The organism is Saccharomonospora iraqiensis subsp. iraqiensis (assembly GCF_000430445.1).
GTDB classification, from domain to species: Bacteria; Actinomycetota; Actinomycetes; order Mycobacteriales; family Pseudonocardiaceae; genus Saccharomonospora; species Saccharomonospora iraqiensis.
Genome location: NZ_KE387116.1, coordinates 30,098 through 33,114 on the forward strand (window position 1 = coordinate 30,098; position 3,017 = coordinate 33,114).

At 74.5% G+C, this 3,017-nt stretch carries 3 protein-coding genes; all 3 read right to left on the reverse strand.

Annotated elements, in window-relative coordinates:
- Nucleotides 1–56 precede the first annotated feature (56 nt).
- The 3 genes from tsaE to alr are packed head-to-tail and all read right to left on the reverse strand — an operon-like array spanning nucleotide 57 to nucleotide 2,721.
- Complete coding sequence (gene tsaE, locus ACTIR_RS0117270) at nucleotides 57–542, reverse strand: tRNA (adenosine(37)-N6)-threonylcarbamoyltransferase complex ATPase subunit type 1 TsaE (RefSeq protein WP_026455218.1); 486 nt, start codon at nucleotides 540–542, stop codon at nucleotides 57–59.
- Nucleotides 530–1,534 (reverse strand): alpha/beta fold hydrolase, encoded by a 1,005-nt coding sequence (locus ACTIR_RS0117275; protein ID WP_026455219.1) that lies wholly within the window; start codon nucleotides 1,532–1,534, stop codon nucleotides 530–532. Before ACTIR_RS0117275 ends, tsaE begins: the two co-directional genes overlap by 13 nt.
- Complete coding sequence (alr, locus tag ACTIR_RS0117280) at nucleotides 1,534–2,721, reverse strand: alanine racemase (protein ID WP_233345935.1); 1,188 nt, start codon at nucleotides 2,719–2,721, stop codon at nucleotides 1,534–1,536. The genes ACTIR_RS0117275 and alr overlap by 1 nt, the downstream gene beginning before the upstream one ends.
- Between the last annotated feature and the right edge of the window lie 296 nt (nucleotides 2,722–3,017).

Below are 3,017 nucleotides of genomic sequence, written 5' to 3' on the forward strand. Positions count from 1 at the left end.
GGCCCCGGACACCGGGGGAGTCCCGCCCCGGGCCGGTGCCGGGTCGGGGCCGGGGGTCAGGGGCGCGGTTCGCCCGCGAAAGACGCTCCGGCGACCCGGGCCGTCCACGACCCGTGCGGTTCGAGGGTCGCGACGCGGACGTCGTCGTCCCGGCGTTCGAGTCGCACGACCAGGTGGTCCTCGGAGAGGTGTTCGGCCATCCCCTCGCCCCACTCCACCAGGACCGCGGCGTGCTCGAGGTCGGTGTCCAGGTCGAGGTCGTCGAGCTGGGAGAGGTCGCCGCCGAGCCGGTAGGCGTCGACGTGGACCAACGACACCCCGGACCCGCCCGCCGGGTGCACCCGCGCCAGCACGAAGGTGGGTGAGCTGACCCGGCCGGACACCCCCATGCCCTCGGCCACCCCGCGGGCCAGCGTCGTCTTGCCCGCGCCGAGCGGCCCGGCCAGCAACACCAGGTCCCCGGCGTCCAGCACGCGCCCCAACGACCGCCCGAACCGGACGGCGTCCTCCGGGGCGGGCAGTTCCACACTCACCTGCGCCACCATCGGTTCCTCTCTGTCGGGCACCCCCCGTCCGTGCCGCGGCACCCGCGCAGCAGGTCGATGAGGTGGCTGTTGACCAGGTCCGGCCGCTCCAGATGCACCATGTGCCCCGCACCCCGCACCCGCAGCAACCGCGCGTGCGGCAACTCGACCGCGATCCGCTCGGTGTGCGCGAACGGGGTCAACCGGTCCGCATCCGCCCCGACGACGAGCACGTCGGTGTGCTTGAGCCCCGCCAGTGCGGCGTAACGGTCGTGGCTGCCGAGGGTGTCCACGAAGTGCGCCAGCTGCCGGACCGGTGTGTCGCCGAGCATGTCCAACATGAAATCGACCGCCGCGGAGTCGACGTCGTCACTGCCGAAGGCCAACCGCCGCACGGCACGCCGGGTGAGCTGCCCGCCCGCGGCGCGGACGAACTCCACCAGACCCGGCTGCCACCCGGCCAGCTCGCCCACCCCGCGGGTCAGCGGGTTGTACTTCCACAGCAGGGACTTCGGCAGCCCGCTGGCGCCGACCTCCCCGGCCGCCGTGGCGATCAGGGCCACCCCCCGGACGCGGTCCCCGAACAGGGCGGGCGCCCGGTGCGCCAGCTCCATGACCACCATGCCGCCCATGGAGTGTCCCACCAGGACGATCGGCTCGTCGGCGGGCACCGTCCGCAACACCGCGTGCAGGTCCGCGGCGAGCTGTTCGATCGTGCTCGTCTCGGCGGGCGACGGCGCCGACTGCCCGTGCCCCCGGTGGTCGTAGTACACCTGCCGCACCCGGGGAAGGCGCAACGCGGCGAGATCGCGCTGCTGGAACAGCCAGCTCCGGCGGGACAGCGCGAACCCGTGCACGCCCACCACCGTCAGCTCGGCCGTCCCGTCGGACGGCCCGATCTCCTCGACCGCGAGCGGGGTGCCGTCGTCGGCCGCGACGGTCGCCGTGCGTCCGGTACGGGCACCGGCGAACGGCCCGTCGGGACGCGGATCCTGCCCGGCCCGGGACATCAGCGCGCTCCCCGCTCCAGGTGGTGCCGGCGGACGCGGGGCCGGTACATCCCCGTGACGATCTCGTAGTCGATCGTGCCGATCGTCTCGGCCCACTCGGTGGCGGTGGGTCCCCCGTCCCGGCCGGTGCCGAACAGTTCGACCCCGGTGCCCACGGCGGGTTCGTCCGCACCGCAGTCGACCACCAGCTGATCCATGCACACCCGGCCCACCACGGGCCGCCGCCGACCCGCCAACCGGACGCTCATCCGCCCGGACAACGACCGCGGGACCCCGTCGGCGTACCCCACCGGGACCAGCGCCAGCGTGGTGTCCTCCGGGGCCGTCCACGTGTGTCCGTACGACACGGACTCACCCGCCGCGACCCGCTTGGTCAGCACCACACTCGACCGGAACGTCATCGCGGGCCGCAGGTCCTCCGCCTGCGGCACCGGGTTCAACCCGTACATCGCGATGCCCGGGCGCACGAGGTCGAAGTGCAGGTCCGGCCGGGTGAGCGTGGCCGCCGAGTTGGCCAGGTGCCGCAGCGGCGCCAGCCCCGCCTCGAGCGCACGGTCGTAGGCGGCGGCGAACCGCCGCGCCTGGTCGTCGATCGACGGATGCCCGGGATCGTCGGCGCACGCCAGATGCGACCACACCGCCACGACGTGCACGTCCGGTTCCGCCGCCGCGGCCTTGACCAGGTTCGGCCACTCGTCGGCGGGACACCCGTTCCGGGACAACCCGGTGTCGATCTTGAGATGCACCCGTGCAAGCCGCCCGACCCGGGCGGCCGCGTCCACGACGCGCGCCAACTCCCCCGCCGAACTGACCGACAGATCGACATCCCGCTCGATCGCCGGGGCGAAGTCCACCTCCGGGGTGTCCAACCAGCTGAACAGTCTCGCGGTGATGCCCGCACGCCGGAGGTCGAGCGCCTCCTCCACCGACGCCGTGCCGAGCCACTCCGCCCCGGCCTCCACGGCCGCGCGCGCCACCGGCACCGCGCCGTGGCCGTAGCCGTCCGCCTTCACCACGGCCATCGTCGCGGAACCGGATTCGGCCGCGCGGGAGGCGAGCAGGCCGAGGTTGTGCCGGATCGCGTCGAGATCGACGAGGACCTCGGCCCGGGGCGCCCGCTCGCCCGCCCCGCCGGTCACGGCCGCACTCGCCGCGACCGTGGGGACACGGCGACCATCCCGCCGCATTCGGACTCGCTCACGTGCCTCCTCCGTCGCTGCTCGCTCATCCGGACCCGCCGTCCGTGGGATCATCCGGGCGGGACGCCCGCCACCCGCGGGCGCGGCACACCGCCCGCAGTCAATGTACCCAGTACCGCGTCAGACCCGGTGCACGCTCCACCTGGCCTCGGCGTGCCGGTGCCGGATGTCGGCCCCCGCCGCGACCTCGTCGTCGGTGGGCCCCTCCAGGCGCACGGCGTCCTCCCCCTGCCAGCTGGGCGGATCGGTCGCCCCGGACAGTGCCCACGCCGCCTGCCGCGCCG

Bases quoted from the DNA above. Each gene is read 5' to 3' on its own strand.
- ACTIR_RS0117275 (WP_026455219.1), bottom strand. From the start codon at position 1,534: ATGTCCCGGGCCGGGCAGGATCCGCGTCCCGACGGGCCGTTCGCCGGT.
- alr (WP_233345935.1), bottom strand. From the start codon at position 2,721: ATGCGGCGGGATGGTCGCCGTGTCCCCACGGTCGCGGCGAGTGCGGCC.